The organism is Pseudomonas sp. PAMC25584 (assembly GCF_058135675.1).
On the sequence record NZ_CM176870.1, the window covers coordinates 4,833,627 to 4,851,142 of the forward strand.

General features: G+C 61.5%; 12 protein-coding genes. 4 read left to right on the forward strand and 8 right to left on the reverse strand.

Translation table 11 applies throughout. The features are described 5' to 3' along the window. Window positions 1–2 precede the first annotated feature (2 nt). From ACS5Q8_RS22465 to ACS5Q8_RS22495, 7 genes are all read right to left on the reverse strand, one after another. Window positions 3–848 carry a carbohydrate ABC transporter permease gene (locus tag ACS5Q8_RS22465; protein ID WP_046382285.1) on the reverse strand — a complete coding sequence of 282 codons (846 nt, stop codon included), beginning with the start codon at window positions 846–848 and terminating at the stop codon, window positions 3–5. Continuing rightward, window positions 841–1,749: a carbohydrate ABC transporter permease gene (locus ACS5Q8_RS22470; RefSeq protein ID WP_003175732.1), complete on the reverse strand. Its 909-nt coding sequence runs from the start codon at window positions 1,747–1,749 to the stop codon at window positions 841–843. Before ACS5Q8_RS22470 ends, ACS5Q8_RS22465 begins: the two co-directional genes overlap by 8 nt. A 77-nt stretch (window positions 1,750–1,826) precedes the next feature. After that, a complete protein-coding gene (locus tag ACS5Q8_RS22475) occupies window positions 1,827–3,113 on the reverse strand; it encodes an ABC transporter substrate-binding protein (protein WP_276194573.1) in 1,287 nt (428 codons plus the stop codon). 104 nt (window positions 3,114–3,217) lie between these two features. After that, entirely contained in the window at window positions 3,218–4,477 is a 1,260-nt protein-coding gene (locus ACS5Q8_RS22480) for a D-mannose isomerase (protein ID WP_465159414.1), read from the reverse strand. A gap of 113 nt (window positions 4,478–4,590) precedes the next feature. Further along, entirely contained in the window at window positions 4,591–5,436 is an 846-nt protein-coding gene (locus ACS5Q8_RS22485) for an ATPase (RefSeq protein ID WP_276194575.1), read from the reverse strand. Between the two features lie 126 nt (window positions 5,437–5,562). Continuing rightward, window positions 5,563–6,561: an NAD-dependent epimerase/dehydratase family protein gene (locus ACS5Q8_RS22490; RefSeq protein ID WP_276194577.1), complete on the reverse strand. Its 999-nt coding sequence runs from the start codon at window positions 6,559–6,561 to the stop codon at window positions 5,563–5,565. Window positions 6,562–6,613: 52 nt separating this feature from the next. Further along, entirely contained in the window at window positions 6,614–7,507 is an 894-nt protein-coding gene (locus ACS5Q8_RS22495; protein WP_276194578.1) for a LysR family transcriptional regulator ArgP, read from the reverse strand. 100 nt (window positions 7,508–7,607) lie between these two features. Here ACS5Q8_RS22495 and ACS5Q8_RS22500 point away from each other — a divergent pair, with 100 nt between their 5' ends. From ACS5Q8_RS22500 to ACS5Q8_RS22515, 4 genes are all read left to right on the forward strand, one after another. Next, window positions 7,608–8,207 (forward strand): LysE/ArgO family amino acid transporter, encoded by a 600-nt coding sequence (locus ACS5Q8_RS22500; protein ID WP_276194579.1) that lies wholly within the window; start codon window positions 7,608–7,610, stop codon window positions 8,205–8,207. A 178-nt stretch (window positions 8,208–8,385) separates the two neighbouring features. Further along, window positions 8,386–8,982, forward strand: coding sequence for a superoxide dismutase (locus ACS5Q8_RS22505; RefSeq protein ID WP_322147070.1), 597 nt, complete (start codon window positions 8,386–8,388; stop codon window positions 8,980–8,982). A 557-nt stretch (window positions 8,983–9,539) separates the two neighbouring features. Then, entirely contained in the window at window positions 9,540–11,591 is a 2,052-nt protein-coding gene (locus ACS5Q8_RS22510) for a putative bifunctional diguanylate cyclase/phosphodiesterase (RefSeq protein ID WP_276194582.1), read from the forward strand. Window positions 11,592–11,718: 127 nt separating this feature from the next. Beyond that, window positions 11,719–13,062, forward strand: a complete 1,344-nt coding sequence (locus ACS5Q8_RS22515; protein WP_276194583.1) for an imelysin family protein — start codon at window positions 11,719–11,721, stop codon at window positions 13,060–13,062. A 78-nt stretch (window positions 13,063–13,140) separates the two neighbouring features. Here ACS5Q8_RS22515 and ACS5Q8_RS22520 read toward each other — a convergent pair whose 3' ends face one another. Then, window positions 13,141–17,361 carry a dermonecrotic toxin domain-containing protein gene (locus ACS5Q8_RS22520; protein ID WP_465159416.1) on the reverse strand — a complete coding sequence of 1,407 codons (4,221 nt, stop codon included), beginning with the start codon at window positions 17,359–17,361 and terminating at the stop codon, window positions 13,141–13,143. Window positions 17,362–17,516: the final 155 nt, after the last annotated feature.

Sequence of the window (17,516 nt, forward strand, 5' to 3'; positions counted from 1 at the left end):
GATTACCCCTTGACCGCGCCGGCCGTGAGGCCGCGCACGAAATACTTGCCTGCGATCACATAGACCAGCAGGGTCGGCAGCCCGGCGATCATCGCCGCCGCCATATCCACGTTATATTCCTTGGCCCCGGTGCTGGTGTTGACCAGGTTGTTCAGCGCCACCGTGATGGGCTGCGAGTCGCCGCTGGAGAACACCACGCCGAACAGGAAGTCGTTCCAGATCTGGGTGAACTGCCAGATCAGGCAGACCATGATGATCGGCGTCGACATCGGCAGGATGATCAGGCGGAAGATGGTGAAGAAACCTGCACCGTCCAGGCGCGCCGCCTTGATCAGCGCATCCGGAATGCTCACGTAGTAGTTACGGAAAAACAGCGTAGTGAACGCCAGGCCGTAGACCACATGGATAAACACCAGGCCGGTGGTGGTGCTCGCCAGGCCCATTTTGCCCAGCGTGAACGAGGCCGGCAGCAACACGGTCTGGAACGGCAGGAAGCAGCCGAACAACAGCAAACCGAAGAACAGTTGCGAACCACGGAAGCGCCAGAACGACAGCACATAGCCGTTCAACGCACCGATGGCGGTGGAAATCAGCACGGCCGGCACGGTGATCTTGATCGAGTTCCAGAAGTAGCCATCCACCGTGGCCCAGGCCTTGACCCAGCCGATGCCGGTGACCACGGTCGGCCAGCTCAACAGGTTGCCGGTGCTGATGTCTTCCGGGGTCTTGAAGCTGGTGAGCAACATCACCACCAGCGGCACCAGGTACAGCAGCACCGCGAGGATCAGCACCGCGTAGATTGCGATGCGGCTCAGGCTGATGGCAGGTTTTGCGGCAAGACTAGTCATTACGCTTGGTCCTCAGCTCGGAGTACAGGTACGGCACGATGATCGCGAGGATCGCACCGAGCATCAGGATTGCACTGGCCGAGCCCATGCCCATCTGGCCACGGCTGAAAGTGAACGAGTACATGAACATCGCCGGCAGGTCGGACGAGTAGCCAGGACCGCCAGCGGTCATCGCCGCCACCAAGTCGAAGCTCTTGATCGCGATGTGCGCCAGGATCATCACCGCACTGAAGAACACCGGACGCAGGCTTGGCAGCACCACGCTCCAGTAGATGCGCGGCAGGCTCGCGCCGTCGATCTGCGCGGCACGAATGATCGATTGATCCACACCCCGCAGGCCGGCCAGGAACATCGCCATGATGAAGCCGGAGGCTTGCCACACGGCAGCAATCACCAAGCAATAGACCACGCGATCCGGGTCGATCAGCCAGTCGAGACGGAAGCCTTCCCAGCCCCAGTCCCGCAGAAGTTTGTCCAGGCCCATGCCTGGGTTTAGCAGCCATTTCCAGGCCGTACCGGTGACGATCATCGAGAGCGCCATCGGGTACAGGTAAATGGTGCGGATAAAGCCTTCGCGGCGGATTTTCTGGTCGAGGAAAATCGCCAGCGTCACGCCGATCACCAAGGTGATACCGATGAACATCCCGCCGAACAGCGCCAGGTTCTTGCTCGCCACCCACCAGCGGTCGTTGTCGAACAACCGCTCGTACTGCGCAAGGCCCGCCCATTTGTAGCTGGGCAGGAACGTCGACGTGGTGAACGACAGCACGAACGTCCACAGGATGTAGCCGTAGAAGCCCACCAACACGATGAACATGCTCGGCGCCAGCACCAGTTTGGGTAGCCAGCGCTGCAGTGCATCGAACGGCGAGGCTTTGCTGAACACAGCAACAGAACTCATGGGGAAATCCAATACAAGGGAAAAGGACTACAGGAACATGCCGGGCGGGGGCCAGGGCTCCCCCACCCGGTCAACCGTTACTTGGCAGACTTGATCGCAGCGCCAAGTTTCTTGGCGGTATCGGCCGGGTCGGCTTTCGGGTCGTTGATGTAGTTGGTCACGACATCAAAGAACGCGCCTTGCACGGCCAGAGTGGTGGCCATGTTGTGCGCCATGCTTGGCTGCAGGCCGCCGGTCTTGGCGTCGGCCAGGAAGTCTTTGGCCGCAGTCTGGGCGCAGGAGTCGAAACCGTAGGATTCCATTTTGTTCAGCATGTCGTTACGCACAGGGATCGAACCCTTGTTGATGCTGAACACCTTCTGGAAGTTCTCACCCAGCACGACTTTGGCGATGTCCTGCTGACCGGCCGCAGTGCCTTTGTCTTTCTGCTTGAACACCGCCAGGGAGTCGATGTTGTAGGTGAAGGCTTTTTCAGTGCCCGGGAAGGCTACGCACTCGTAGTCTTTGCCGGCGACTTTCTTCGCGGCGGTCCACTCGGACTTGGCCCAGTCACCCATGATCTGCATGCCAGCCTTGCCGTTGATGACTTTGCCGGCTTCGAGGTTCCAGTCCTGGCCTTTGCCATCGACGTCCATGTAGGTCGCGACTTTCTTCAGCTCGGTCAGCGCCTTGACCATTTGCGGACCGGTCAACGCGCCGTTGTCCAGGTCAACCATGGCTTTCTTGTAGCCATCGGCACCCATCACCGAGAGAACGACCGCTTCGAACACCGTGCTGTCCTGCCACGGCTGGCCACCGTGGGCGAGCGCAATGAAGCCGGCGGCCTTCAGTTTGTCTCCGGCGGCGTAGAATTCTTCGAGGGTGGTTGGGTTCTTGGTGATACCGGCTTTCTTGAAGACTTGCGGGTTGATCCACAGCCAGTTCACGCGGTGGATATTGACCGGTACGGCGACGTAGTCACCTTCGTACTTCACGGTGTCGGAGACTTTCTTATCGAGCAGGGAGTCCCATTTTTCTTCTTTGGCGACGTCTTTGAGGACGTCGGTGTCGAGCAGGCCGGTTGACGCCCATTCCTGGATGTCCGGGCCTTTGATCTGGGCTACGCCGGGTGGGTTGCCGGCAACCGCGCGGCTTTTCAGCACGGTCATGGCCGTGGCGCCACCGCCACCTGCGACAGCACCGTCTTTCCAGGTGAAGCCGTCTTTTTCAACTTGGGCCTTCAGGACATCTACAGCCGCTTTTTCACCGCCCGAGGTCCACCAATGCACAACTTCAACCGTGCCTTTCGAGTCGGCGGCAAATGCACTGAGGGGAAACAACGAGGCAATGGAAATAGCGACGGCGAGGCGATTAATCGCGTTCATCTGAGTACCTTTTCTTGTTGTTATGCATGCAAGTCTAGAGCTTGCGCTGCACGGAGTTTAAACAGGGATTTTTCAAGCGCAGGTAACAAAGGGACGCACAAATGTCACAACTCGGTGACATAGCACCCGCGACCCAATGCACTGGCCATGCTGGGCGCCAAGGGTAGCGTCGGCAGCAAGACCGCTTGCCAGGCGTGGTACAGGTCCGGTTTGCCGCCCCAGATCTTGCTGCTGGGTTGGTTCTGTGGGCTGAGTTCGTGATGCCAACTGCCGTGGATACGGTCGATGAAATGGGCGTCGCAAAACTCCCAGAAACGCCGATACCAGGTTTCGTAATGTGGATCGAAGGTGCGTTTTAACAGGGCCTGCGCGGCGGCGCTGGCTTCGGCATGGGTCCAGTGCAGGCGTTCACGCACCACTGGGCGCTGGTTCCAGTCCAGGGTGTAAACGATGCCGGGGGCGCCATCCACGGCCCAGGCGTAGTCGCAAGCGCTGGCGAACAGGCCCTTGGCGTCGGTCACCAGCCAGTCCGGCGTGGCCAGCCCGGCTTGCAGGCGTGCAGCCTCCAGGTGCAACACCAACCGCGCCCACTCGAAACCGTGGCCTGGGGTGATGCCATAGGGGCGGAAGCCGTCGGCGGGGTTGTCTTCGTTGTAACCGAACAAGGGTGTCCACTGGGTGTCGAAATGCTCGATCACCATGAACCGGTTGCTGGCAGCGTGGGTGTGGATCACGCGCTCGACAATGCGCAGCGCGCGGTCCAGCCAGCGTGTGTCAGCGGTGACATCGGCCAGAGCCAGGAACGCTTCCGTCGCGTGCATGTTGCTGTTGGCGCCGCGATAGGCTTCGAGACCGCTCCAGTCTTGGACAAAGGATTCGAGCATGACGCCCTCCTCCTCGCTCCAGAAAAACTGCTCGATCATCTGGATGGCCTGGTTCAACAGGGCTTGTGCGCCGGGTGCGCCAGCAACCACTGCAGAGCTGGCGGCCAGGGCGACAAAGGCGTGCAGGTAGGCAGCCTTGCCGGTATTGCCATCCACGGCGTGGGGCGCGGCGAACCAGCCACCGTGCGTGTTATCGCGTAGCGGGCCGCTGAGGGCGGCAACCCCGTGCTCGACCAGCTCGGCATACCCCGGCAGCCCCATCGCGTGGGCCATGGCGAAGCTATGGGTCATGCGCGCGGTGTTCATGGTTTCGGCAACCGCATTAGCCGGCAACTGGCCTTTATCGTCGAGGTTGCCGAAACCGTCGGCCAGGCGCGAGGCCTTGGCGAATGACAGCAGGCGCTGGCCTTCGTTGGCGAGCCAGGCATGATGGGCGGGTGCGTTCAGCCAACTGCCGGCAGGCTGTGGTTGGGTAGTCATGGCAGGCCCTTATTATTTTTGGCGGGATGACCGGAGTCTAAACAAGGGCGGCATGAGGGCATGTAACGAAGGACAAGGAAAATGTCACCAGATGGTGACATTCCCCAAGACCTTTACTGGCCGATGGGCGAGGCTGCGGCCGGCGAATTGAGGCGCTGGTTCAGGTTCTGCACCTGACTCTGCAAGGTGGTGATATTGCGGGTGGTCTGAATGCGGAACACGTCGAACTCTTTATTGGTCGGCGCGTCGCTATTGGCCGGCTGGTTGTCCTGCGCGCTCTTTAGCACCACCATGTCTTGTTCAAGACGGGCGATGGCGGCGCTCGGGCTGCCCTGTTTCTTCAAGGCAGCCACGTCAGCGACCAGATCCCTGATCTCGCTATCGCGCTTGGCGGCCTCCCCTTGCGCCGCCTTGAGGCCGGCCACAGCGTCGGTCAACGCTTGCACCTGGCCTTGCAACTTGGCGTTGGCGTTGGACAGGTCGGTGGTGCCGGCGGTCATTTGGGCCAGGCGCTTGTCCAGCTCGGTGGCCTGGCCGGCCACGCCGACTTGCTGCTTGCCCTGCTCCAGCAACTGGGTTTCCAGCTGCCTGATCTGCAGTTTCAGCGCTTCGCTGCCGTTGTTCACACTGGCTTCACTGGCGACGAACTTGCCGGAAATATCCTGCAGGCGCCCTGCCGCTTCTTCGCTGATGCGTGCAAAACTTTCCTGGGTGGCAACCAGTTGCTGGCCCATCAGGGAAATCTGCTGGAAGCTCCACCAGGCCAGGCCGGCAAAGGCGATCAGCAGCGCGCCGACCAAGGCCCACAGCGGGCCGGTACTGGCGCTTTTGACCTTGACCACGGGGGTGTTGCGCGAGCGCACGGAGGTGGCGGCGGTCGGCACGAAATCATCATCGTCCAAGGTGTCGGCCCGCAGGCTGGGAACATTGTCGAAATCGTCGTTGGCATCGTTGCGCATGAATCAACCCTGAATCGTGAAATGGCTACCTGGAAAGCCGGGCGACGGGAGTATAAACCGCTGTCGCGCCGCACTGATCGACCCGGAACGCTGAATTCGGTTCCCGATGTGTTGCCGCTTGTGAGCTTACTTCAGCCCCGGTTCCTGAGCCTTCCACCAGTGGCAGAACTCGTCGAGCGCCGTCCACAGGCTGACCTTGGGCTCATAGTCGAGATAATGCCTCGCGCGACTGATGTCGAGGGTGAAATCTTTGTTCATCACCTGCATGCCCAGACGCGATAACGCCGGTTCCGGGCGCCCGGGCCACATCGCGCAGAATGCTTCGTTCAACGCCGCGACGCTGTAGGACAAACCGTAGGACCGATACCGCGTGACCTGAGGCAAATCCATCTGGCGCATCACGTAGTTCACCACATCCCACACCGGCACCGGGGTGCCGTTACTGATGTTGTAGGCTTTGCCCAACGCCGAACCGGTGGCGAGCAAACTGCTGAGCAGCGCTTCATTAAGGTTGTGTACGCTGGTGAAATCGACCTTGTTCAGGCCGTCGCCGACGATGGCCAGGCGGTTCTTGCGCTGCATTTTCAGCAGGCGTGGGAAGATGCCCATGTCACCAGCGCCCGTGACAAAACGCGGACGCAGGGCCAGGACTTCGAGACCGAATTCCTGGGCACCGAAGACCTTTTGCTCGGCCAGGTACTTGGTGGCGGCATAGGGATGCTTGAAGCGCTTGGGCACTTGGTCCTCGGTCAGCCCCAGGTGGTCGCGCCCATCGAAGTAGATCGACGGCGACGACAAGTGAACCAGGCGCCCAACCCGTTGTTTGAGGCAGGCTTCGACGACGTTTTCGGTCACCAGCACATTGCCCTGATGGAAGTCCTGAGCGCGCGCCCACAGCCCGACGGCGCCGGCGCAATGCACCACGGCTTCGACGTCGCGGCACAGCTCGCGCACCAGGTCGGCATCATTCAAATCACCCTGGATAAACTCGGCACCGCGCCGTACCAGGTGTTCCACACCTTCGGCGCGTCGCCCGTTAACCCGCACGTCCAGGCCCTGCTCCAGGGCGAAACGCGCAAAGCGCCCGCCGATGAAGCCGCTTGCGCCGGTGACCAGAATCTTCATGTGTTACTCCGTGTTCTTTCGTTTTTCATCGCTGTTGCCTTGACGCCCGCCATCAGTCCAACGGCACCAACCATTGACCACAGGCCTGAGCCAGATGGTCAGTCAACAAACCCAACAGTTGCCCGCCACTGCGCCAATGATGCCAGTACAGCGGCACATCGATGGGCTTATCTGGCAATAACTCGACCAATATGCCCCTTTGCAATTGGTCGCTGACCTGCAGTTCAGGCACCAGGCCCCAACCGAGCCCGGCTTCCGCCAAGCGGATAAACCCTTCGGACGAGGGGCACAAATGGTGCTCGAAACCGCCGTCCACCCCGAGCGCGGCCAGGTAGCGGTGTTGCAGGAAATCGTCCGGGCCAAATACCAAGGCCGGCGTGCGCGCCAGTTGATCGGCGCGCACACCGCTGGGGAAGTGCCGCGCGATAAACGCCGGGCTCGCCAGCGCCCGATAGCGCATCGCGCCCAGCAACAGGCTGCGCGCACCGGCCACCGGGCGTTCACTGGCGCAGATACAGGCCGCCACTTCACCGGCACGCATGCGCTTGAGGCCGACGGTCTGGTCTTCTACCACCAGGTCCAGCAGCAAATGCTGCTCGGCGCAAAAGTCGCTGACGGCCTCGGCCCACCACGTGGCGAGGCTGTCGGCATTCAATGCGATACGCAGGCGTTCGGGCATGCCTTCTTCATCCAGCGCCGGCACCTGGCTTTGCAAGTCGCGCTCCAGCAGCCGTACCTGTTGCACATGGTTGAGCAGACGCCGGCCGATATCGGTGGGCGTCGGCGGTGTGGCCCGCACCAGCACCGGCTGGCCGATCCGAGCCTCCAGCAGCTTGATACGCTGGGAGATCGCCGATTGCGACACCCCCAGCACCTGGGCGCCGCGCTCGAAGCCGGCTTGTTCCACCACCGCCGCCAGGGCGGAGAGCAATTTATAGTCGAACATCAGTTTCTCTAATGGGCGATCAGCAATATTTGTTTTTCTTATACAGCCATGCCTGGGAAGATAGCCAGCATCGTTTCGGCCTGAGCAAGGATCTTCAACTATGTGGCAAAGCTATATGAACGGCCTGCTGGTCGCCTTGGGGCTGATCATGGCCATCGGCACGCAGAATGCCTTTGTGCTGGCGCAAAGCCTGCGTCGTGAACACCACCTGCCGGTGGCGGCCCTGTGTGTCGTCTGCGACGCGCTGCTGGTGGCCGCCGGGGTATTCGGACTGGCGACGGTACTGGCGCAAAGCCCGATTCTGCTGGGGATTGCCCGCTGGGGCGGCGCCGCGTTCCTGCTGTGGTACGGCGCCTGCGCGCTGCGGCGGGCCTGTTCGAAACAGAGCCTGGACCAGGGCGACACCCACAAGGTGCGCTCATTGCGCGCCGTGTTGCTCAGCGCGTTGGCGGTCACGCTGCTCAACCCCCACGTTTACTTGGATACGGTGCTGCTGATTGGCTCGCTGGGCGCCCAACAGACCGAACCCGGCGCCTACGTAGCCGGCGCGGCCAGCGCTTCGTTCCTGTGGTTCGCCACGCTGGCGCTGGGCGCCGCCTGGCTGGCCCCGTGGCTCGCACGTCCGACGACATGGCGTCTACTCGACCTTTTGGTGGCGGCGATGATGTTCAGCGTGGCCTATCAATTGATCAGCGCGTAATGAATATTCCAAAACGCTCTGGAACCTCTATCCCACACAGTTGTTGCGTGGTTTTGCCACACCCCCGGTGCTATGATCCTGACCCTGCGCCGCAAAGAGTACAAACTCCCCGGCGCTTGTTTGGCCGCCCGTGATCGGCCTTGCGCTCACCGCAACTGACCTGATTAGGAGAATCATCATGGCTTTCGAATTGCCGCCGCTGCCCTACGCACACGATGCCCTGCAGCCGCACATTTCCAAGGAAACCTTGGAATACCACCACGACAAGCATCACAACACCTATGTCGTGAACCTGAACAACCTGGTGCCTGGCACCGAGTTCGAAGGCAAGACCCTGGAAGAAATCGTCAAATCTTCTTCGGGCGGTATCTTCAACAACGCCGCTCAGGTCTGGAACCACACCTTCTACTGGAACTGCCTGGCGCCAAACGCCGGCGGTCAACCGACCGGCGCGCTGGCTGAAGCCATCAACGCTGCGTTCGGTTCTTTCGACAAGTTCAAGGAAGAATTCACCAAGACGTCCGTCGGCACCTTCGGTTCCGGTTGGGGCTGGCTGGTGAAAAAGGCTGACGGTTCCCTGGCCCTGGCCAGCACCATCGGCGCCGGCAACCCGCTGACCAGCGGCGACACCCCGCTGCTGACCTGCGACGTCTGGGAACACGCTTACTACATCGACTACCGCAACGTGCGTCCAAAGTATGTGGAAGCGTTCTGGAACCTGGTCAACTGGAAGTTCGTGACTGAGCAGTTCGAAGGCAAGACCTTCACTGCCTAAGCAACGCTTGCAGTAAAAAGAGCCCGGCGATTGCCGGGCTTTTTTGTGTGCGTTCGACGGCGGCGCCAGCCGGGCATGACGGAACCAACTACTCGGAAATTGCCACCCAGGCAGTGAGAGGAATGTCCCTTTCATTCAATGTCGGAGAATTAACTTATGATCGCAGGCGCAGCAGGATTAGGAGCAGCAGCCTCAGCACTCGCCCCGGTGTTACTGCCGTTGGCAGAGCAAGCCGCCAGTATGGCCATGGGTGTCGCAAAAGACCTTCTAAGTAACGCAACGAGTGCTGGCGCAAACGCAACGAATCAACAGCAGCAAATCAAATTCTGATTGAGAAGACATACCCCCCTCCCTGACGGGTGCGCGTAAAAGGTGGCGGAACAAAACCGGTCCGCCATCACCTGAATTCCTCCCCGCCTGACAGCCCCACCTGCAACAGACTGGCCAACCATGACGTCATAGAGCATGGCCGCGCAATGTTCCTTTGACTGCCATCACCAGATTGCCAATACTCATGGCATATTGAAGGCCACCCGCATGAGACAAGGAATGCCCCTTTGAAGCTGGAACTCAAAAACAGCTTGTCGGTGAAGTTGCTACGGGTTGTGCTGCTCTCGGCATTGATCGTGGGCGTGGCGCTGAGCGTGGCGCAGATCGTTTTCGATGCCTACAAGACGCGCCAGGCCGTGGCCGATGATGCCCAGCGCATCCTCGACATGTTCCGCGACCCCTCGACCCAGGCCGTCTACAGCCTGGACCGCGAGATGGGCATGCAGGTGATCGAAGGCCTGTTTCAGGACGGCGCGGTGCGCATGGCCTCCATCGGCCATCCCAACGAAACCATGCTCGCGCAAAGAAGCCGCGCCTTGCAGCAATCCTCCAGCCGCTGGTTGACCGACCTGATTCTCGGCCAGGAACGCACGTTCACCACCGCCCTGGTCGGCAAAGGCCCCTATAGCGAGTATTACGGCGACCTGAGCATCACCCTCGACACGGCCACCTACGGCAAGAGTTTTATTGTCAGCTCGGTGATCATCTTTATTTCCGGCGTGCTGCGCGCATTGGCCATGGGCCTGGTGCTGTACCTGGTGTATCACTGGCTGCTGACCAAGCCGCTGTCGCGGATTATCGAGCACCTGACGTCGATCAACCCCGACCGCCCCAGCGAGCACAAGATCCCCCAGATCAAGGGCCACGAGCGCAATGAGCTGGGGCTGTGGATCAACACGGCCAACCAGTTGCTCGAATCCATCGAACGCAACACCCATCTGCGCCACAAAGCTGAATCCAGCCTGCTGCGCATGGCCCAGTACGATTTTCTCACCGGCCTGCCGAACCGCCAGAAACTGCAGGAGCAACTGGACAAGATCCTGATCGACGCCGGCCGCCGGCAACGTCGCGTGGCAGTGTTGTGCGTGGGCCTGGATGACTTCAAAAGCGTCAACGAGCAGTTCACCTACCAGGCCGGTGACAAACTGCTGCTGGCCCTGGCTGATCGCCTGCGCGCCCACAGTGGCCGCCTCGGCGCCCTCGCCCGCCTCGGCGGCGACCAGTTCGCCCTGGTGCAGGCCGATATCGACCAGCCCTACGAAGCCGCCGAGCTGGCGCAAAGCATCCTCGATGACCTGGAAGCGGAGTTTGCCCTCGACAGTGAGCAGATTCGCCTGCGCGCCACCATCGGCATTACCTTGTTCCCGGAAGACGGCGACAGCACCGAAAAACTGCTGCAAAAAGCCGAACAGACCATGACGCTGGCCAAGAGCCGCTCGCGCAACCGTTACCAGTTCTATATCGCCAGCGTCGACAGCGAAATGCGCCGACGCCGCGAACTGGAAAAAGACCTACGCGACGCCTTGAGCCGCAACCAGTTTTACCTGGTGTACCAGCCGCAGATCAGCTACCGCGACCACCGCGTGGTCGGCGTCGAGGCGCTGATTCGTTGGCAGCACCCGGAACACGGCCTGGTACCGCCGGACTTGTTTATCCCCCTGGCGGAGCAGAACGGCACCATCATTGCGATTGGTGAATGGGTGCTCGACCAGGCCTGCCGCCAATTGCGCGAATGGCATGACCAGGGCTTCACCGACTTGCGCATGGCCGTCAACCTGTCCACCGTGCAACTGCACCACACCGAATTGCCGCGGGTGGTGAATAACCTGATGCAGATCTATCGCTTGCCGCCGCGCAGCCTGGAACTGGAAGTGACCGAGACCGGCCTGATGGAAGACATCAGCACCGCCGCGCAACACCTGCTGAGCCTGCGCCGCTCCGGGGCGCTGATCGCCATCGATGACTTCGGCACCGGTTATTCATCGCTGAGCTATCTGAAAAGCCTGCCGCTGGACAAGATCAAGATCGACAAGAGCTTCGTGCAGGACCTACTCGATGATGACGACGACGCCACCATCGTGCGGGCGATTATCCAATTGGGTAAAAGCCTGGGCATGCAGGTGATCGCCGAAGGTGTGGAAACCGCAGAACAGGAGGCTTACATCATCTCCGAGGGATGCCACGAGGGTCAGGGCTACCACTACAGCAAACCGTTGCAGGCTCGGGAATTGGCGGCGTATTTGAAGCAGGCCGAGCGCAATAACGCGGCGATTCTCTGAAACGATAAAACGAGACTTCATATTTACCGCGCACTACCCCTTTACACAGAATGCAAATCCTTCGCATTATGTTGCAGTTTTGCGCGCGCCCACGCGCCCCATCAACAACCGAAGCAGGATGTTCACCATGATTCGTATGCCCCTGGCCACCGCCAGTCTGTTGGCCATTGCCATTTCTCTCGCCGGTTGCGGCGAAGGTAAAGACAAGGCCGCCGCGCCCCAGGCGCCGACCCCGGCCACCAGCACTGCCGCGCCAGCGGCTGCCACTTCCGCCGGTCAGGTCGACGAAGCCGCCGCGAAGGCCGTGGTCGCGCATTACGCTGACATGGTGTTTGCGGTGTACAGCGATGCCGAATCCACGGCGAAAACCCTGCAAACTGCGGTCGACACCTTCCTCGCCAATCCGAACGACGAGACCCTCAAAGCCGCCCGCACCGCCTGGGTCGCCGCCCGCGTGCCGTACCTGCAGAGCGAAGTGTTCCGCTTCGGCAACACCATCATCGACGACTGGGAAGGCCAAGTGAACGCCTGGCCCCTGGACGAAGGCCTGATCGACTACACCGACAAATCCTACGAGCACGCCTTGGGTAACCCAGGCGCCACGGCCAACATCATCGCCAACACCGAGATCCAGGTCGGCGAAGACAAGGTCGACGTCAAGGACATCACACCGGAAAAACTCGCCAGCCTCAATGAGCTGGGCGGTTCCGAAGCCAACGTCGCCACCGGCTACCACGCCATCGAGTTCCTGCTGTGGGGCCAGGACCTGAACGGCACCGGCCCGGGCGCCGGCAACCGTCCTGCGTCGGACTACCTGACCGGTGACGGTGCAACCGGCGGCCACAACGAGCGCCGCCGCACGTATCTGCGCGCCGTGACCCAATTGCTGGTCAGCGACCTGGAAGAAATGGTCGGCAACTGGAAGCCCAACGTCGAAGACAACTACCGCGCCACCCTGGAGGCCGAACCGGCCACCGATGGCCTGCGCAAAATGCTGTTCGGCATGGGCAGCCTGTCCCTCGGCGAATTGGCCGGTGAGCGCATGAAGGTTTCCCTGGAAGCCAACTCGCCGGAAGACGAGCAGGATTGCTTCAGCGACAACACCCATAACTCGCACTTCTACGACGCCAAGGGCATCCGCAACGTCTACCTGGGCGAATACACCCGCGCTGACGGCAGCAAAATGACCGGCGCCAGCCTGTCGTCCCTGGTGGCCAAGGCCGACCCGGCTGCCGACGCCGCGTTGAAAGCGGACCTGGCGGCGACCGAAGCGAAGCTCCAGGTCATGGTTGACCACGCCAACAAGGGTGAGCACTACGACCAGTTGATCGCCGCGGGTAACGACGCGGGCAACCAGATCGTGCGCGATGCCATCGCCGCACTGGTCAAGCAGACCGGCTCGATCGAAGCGGCTGCGGGCAAGCTGGGGATCAGCGACCTGAACCCGGATAACGCTGATCACGAGTTCTGATCACGGCTGACACCTAAGCGCCATTAAGAATGCCCCGACCTGCTCGGGGCATTTTTTTTACATCGGCAGTCGAAGGCATCACACCCGAATGATAAAAATCTGCGGTGACGCGGCGGGCGTCGTCAATTGAATGCCGCCCATCAGCGGCACCAGGTTATGACTGACCTCAGCCTGCGTGACCAGTCTGCGCGTCGGCTCATCCATCAAGCTCTTGTAGGGCGCAACCTGGACATCTGTGGCGATTCGATCCCCGACCACGCGGCGCAGTCTCAGCCAGTACAGCCTGACATCGCCAGGGCGCCTGAACAGCAACTCTCCGGGAAAGTCATAACCGCCCAGGACGCCGTAGCGACAGCGGGTTACCACCTCACTCATCAAGGTTCTCAAGCGGCCGTCGGCGCCAGGCGGGAGCGCGTTGAACAGCGGCACTGCAACGGGCTCCGGACGAAAGTCCAGACGGCGATAATGCCCCGGCGCGTTCGGTAGCTGCCAACTGCCGTCGCTGAGTGTGCGGGCGGGTGGAAGTAACGAAAACGGATCGGCCAGTCGCGCTTGCGCCGTGGGCAGCCATAACTGCCAGTCCCGCAAGGTACGTATCAGCGAACGCTGGCCCAATTGGGTCAGCCCCCCCGGGTTGGCCCGATTGAACAGGATCTGGGCAAGCTCCACCTGGCAGCGGGTGGTCAACAGCGCAAACGCCTCGCGGACATAGGCCGTGATCGGCTTTTTCAAGGCCACGCCACTGGCAATGACCCACAGCCCGTCACCGCTGGCAAACCTCGCCTGCCGGGGCTGATTGTAGATGCCGGAGCGCACCAGGTTTTCCAAGTCCATGAAGTACCTGGCCGGTTGCGCAGGATCACGAATGAAGACTTTATTGGGCATCGCGGCGTCCCTGGGCAAAATTGCGAAATAGCGCCGATCCATCTCGATGTACTCCTGGCCCAGCCACTGCGGATCGCCTGCAACCCGCCGATAGATGCCCCGTGTCGCATCCACCACCTCAAGCTCGGCCGGGTCGAGGGTTCTGCCCCATTCGATGAATTGTTCGTTTGGGGCACGCACGGTCGTCACCTCTGGAGCCGGGGCAAGGGCGCGTGACGGCGGCGGTGGTGGTTCGACAGGCGACGGCCGCCGTGTAATCACAGCAGGCACGTCCGGTAGATCGATGCCGTCCAGACGCCACTGAAAACGCAGGACCGGCACGTTCAGATAAGGCTCAAAGGCCGCCGTGGAGAGCCTCAGTCGCAGGTTTTCGACCAGGGCCAGTCGATATTCGATTTCACGCCCCGCCGGGAAGTTGAACGACTCAAACACTCGCCTGGCCTGGACGTCATCCAGGCGCGGGTAGAGATCCCTGAGGGCGCGCTCCGGCGCGTTGCCGCCCTTGAGTCCGCCTAACGGATGGGAACCGATTTCCCACTGCCCCGACGCATTTTGCCGAAGCGGCGAGTAGTGATATTGCGTCAGCTTGCGCGCATCCCTGAGGCGCCAGGCGGCTTTGTCGCCGTCGTCGATGATCGAATACCAATGCCCGCCGTCATTGAGGAAGTAGCGCTGGGCACCTGCGGCGTTCGAGGCGGTGTGATGCACGCCCTTACCTTCCCATCCGGCCAACGGCACCACGCCCTCGGGCTTTTTCCCCAGCGCCAGCTCCGCCGGCAACACGCGGGGCCTGGCGCTCACCGCCGGGGCGCGGGCCCCGACCGCGCCGTCCACCAGCGCACCGACCAACTCACCCATCGACCGCACGAAATACTGCGCGGCACCGGCGCGGTCGCCAAGATCCAGCGCCTCGACGGCGTTGAACACCGAGAACAGGCTGCGCGCCAAGCCGATCGGTAACATGATCTTGACCGGCAGCACCATGGACAGGACGTCGAAGGCCACCGTGGCCACGTTCAGGCCGGTTTCGACATTGACTTGCTGGGTGCTCTTCGATTGCGCCCCGGCGTCGTTGATCGCGAAGTTCGCTTCGACCTCATAAGCATCCTCGAAGATATTGTTGGCAATCCGGCTCATGCTCACCATCGACACGTCGCCGCGCCCCCGGAGCACCGCCCGGACCTGAGGCTCAAACACCCGCTCCACGCGCGCCAGCAAGTAGTCGCGCCAACTGCTGTTCATGATGAAGTCACTGATCAAACGGTCTTTGGCGTACTCATGGAAAACGCGACCGTCCGGCGCCTGAGGGGTGTACACCACGATCGAGCCGACCCCGACCGCAGCCGTGCCGAACAGCAATACCCCGCGCACGCGCTGACCGCGCAGTTTCAAGTGCTGCACAAGAATCCGGTGCCCTTCGACGTACTCGCGCCGATCACTGTCGACGGGAGCGTCGAGCGCCGCCCGCACCCAATTGAACCCTCGGGCCAGGCGGTCCGGCAGAAAATCGCCGTTGATCTTGGCCTCGATGGCGTCGAGTCGCAGTTGCCGCAGCATGACCTGGCCATAGGTGTGTTTCAGCGCCAGAGCACTCGGCGATGTGATGAGACGGTCCTTCAGAAAGCTCTCATAACCTTGTCCGACGTTGACCGTGCGCACCAGATCCTTGACCTGTTGCAGGGTCAGCCCGTCGTAGACTGGGGCAGGCTCTAGATCTTCAGGGAGCAAGGCCTCGTCAGGCTTTTTGCGGGTGTTTTCACTGAGCCTGGAAAAGTGCGTGAAGTTAAAGTCCAGCCCGCCGACATTCTCCAGAGACAGCGCGGTCAGCGTGCGGCTTCGAGGCTGAAACAACGGCGTACCGGGCTCGCGGGGCGCGGGAGCAGGCGCGCCCGGGACGACAATCGTCGCAGGAATGTAGGGCTCTTTGGTATGGACGAGGACATCGTCTGGGTCAATGTCCAGCGCATAGTCCGCTTTGAGGCGGATGCGCAACTGTGCATTGGCGTAGGCCAGCAAGGCTGATTTATCGCCGAATTGCGCCAGCGACGGTAATCCCTCGGCATCCGGCAGGCTCGACAACAGGTCCCAGTAGTCCGCTATCGCGACCCGCCATGCGTCTTTATCGTCGGGGGACGCATCATGGAGAAACGTCCTGATGTGCGCCTGCCCGCGCTTGATTTCACGGCCCAACAACACCCCGCGCGCACTGAAGAAACGGCCAGGGTCTGTCACCCGGTCCAACACCTGCGGTAACTCAGTCATCTCGGCGTGTTCACCCAGCGACTGGTAGCGGGTAAGGGTTGAAGTGAAGTTATCCAACAGCAACCTGCATTGCGACTCGACACTCTCGTCGAACGGCGAATCGAGCTGTTCGTGGTAGACCACCTGCCCCGCGTTCTTCATCTGCCGATGCCGCGCCAAGCCTTGCGCCTGGTCCGCCGCAGCCAGTCCATCGAGCACGGCGGCAAATTCGACGGGGTGGTTCAAGCGCCGGTGCAGCTCCCGATCCAGGCTGGCCAGGGAATCAAATGCCTCAAGGCCGTAGTCCGGTAGAAACAGCAACACCGTGCCGACGTTCATGCTCGGCTCGACAGGCCGCACCCGGACCGGTTTGACCGCCCCCTGCGCCCTCACCACGGCGTGTTCCGGGTCCCGGGACGTCAGCATAAAAGCCCCGCGCAAGGTCAGATCCGCAGCGCCGATTGCCCCCTTGAGGGCAACCCCATAGACACACGGCCGGTCAGTGCGCAGTGCCTGTCGTGCCTGGGCGTCCGGGTGACGCAGCACCAGGTCGAACAGGTCCTGGTCGGCGGGGCTGAGCAAGCGGTCAGACGCGAGCAGCGCCACTTCGGTTTTCAACAGTTCGATACGGGTTTGCACCCACCATTGTTTCTGCGTGCGCGCATCGGTCAGGCTGCGCGCGCGCGTCCAGTAGGCTTGCACAAAGGCGCTGTAATCAGTGCCCAGCCCACCGGCCAGGCGGTCGAGGAACTTATCCAGCCCGGCCGGGGTGATGCCGCTCAAGGGCAACAGGGCTTCGCCAGTCGCCGGTAGCCGGAACAGGGTCGCCATGCGACTCGCATATGTCGATGGCTGGTTAGCCACGATACGTTGCACCACCGCATCGAACAGCGTGGGCAGCAACTCGGCATCGGTGGAAGGCTGCGCCTCTGACGTCGTGGGAGGGATGGTTGCCTCGGGCAGTCGGATGAAGCCGTGACGCACATCGAGGCTGGGCGTCAAGGTCGGGAACGCTTGCTCGAACGCATGCTGCACACATGAATGGAACGTCGGTGGCGACTGAAACTGCTCAGCGAGCTGGCGATTGAGCGCCATTAACTGTTCGCGCAACGCGACCTGTAGCGGTGTGTCTTTGACAGTCAGCGGTGCAGGTAAGAATGAATCAGACGGCATGGTGGCCTCTCGAATAGGAAACGTAGCGGCCCATCGTGCCTGCGCCCCCCTTCAGCCATGCGCTACATAGCTACGCGCCGACGCACACGCCGTCGATCGGCGGCCACGGTTTACATGCCCTGCACCCCAGGTAGAATGGCGCCTTTCCCCTGTCA